Origin of the sequence: Novacetimonas pomaceti (assembly GCF_003207955.1) — a bacterium.
Taxonomy (GTDB): Bacteria; Pseudomonadota; Alphaproteobacteria; order Acetobacterales; family Acetobacteraceae; genus Novacetimonas; species Novacetimonas pomaceti.
Genome location: NZ_NOXG01000106.1, coordinates 1 through 918 on the forward strand (window position 1 = coordinate 1; position 918 = coordinate 918).

The 918-nt window shown below is 56.6% G+C and carries 1 protein-coding gene; it reads right to left on the reverse strand.

Annotation, left to right across the window (positions count from 1 at the left end):
* Window positions 1–10 precede the first annotated feature (10 nt).
* Window positions 11–841, reverse strand: coding sequence for an IS5 family transposase (locus tag CFR71_RS15845; protein ID WP_034927665.1), 831 nt, complete (start codon window positions 839–841; stop codon window positions 11–13).
* Between the last annotated feature and the right edge of the window lie 77 nt (window positions 842–918).

Sequence of the window (918 nt, forward strand, 5' to 3'; positions counted from 1 at the left end):
AGAGCCTGAATCAGAAAGCGGTTTGATTGATTTTTCGCAGAACTCTGCGGATATGGGCAATCATCAACCACGCGTGGGATGACGAGATTGTTGCCTCGACATCCTTCGTGAGGCGACGGCAACGTCCGAGCCATGCAAAGCTACGCTCCACGATCCAGCGTTTGGGCAGGACGACGAAGCCTTCGGCCCGATCGCTACGTTTGACGATCTCGATCGTCCATCGGCCGAGTTCAGCCAGCGCACCACGCAACTTCTCGCCAGCATATCCCCCGTCACCGATCAGATGGCGAAGCCAGGGAAACAATGAGCGTATCCTGACCGCTACCAGCGGCGCACCATCACGATCCTGAATGTCGGCGGGATGTACAACAGCCGCCACGACATGACCCAGCGTGTCGGTCGCGATATGTCGCTTGCGTCCCTTGATCTTCTTGCCCGCGTCATAACCGCGTGGGCCGCCATTTTCAGCGGTTTTAACCGACTGGCTGTCGATAATGCCCACTGAAGGCGTGGCGTCTCGCCCGTCCTGCTCACGCGACAGGATCACGAGAATATGGTTCATGGCTTCCCATCGTCCCTCGCGGATCCAACGGTAGAAATAGCCCTGCACGGTCGTGAAAGCGGGAAAGTTACGAGGCAATTGTCGCCACTGGCAACCCGTAGTGACGATATAGAGGATCGCCTCCATGACCCGGCGCAAATCCGTACGTCGTGGTCTCCCCAGTCGTTTCCTCTCGGGCATCAAAGGCGCAATCAGCGCCCACTCCGCATCGCGAAGGTCGCTTGCATACTCCAGGTCGTCCCTTTGATACTGCGCTCGGGTGATTTCAGTCCAGGCCATCTTGATCTCATCAGGTTATCGCAAACCCATGAATCATAACCCGCTGAAATCACTCAACTCATTTTCGGTCAGACACT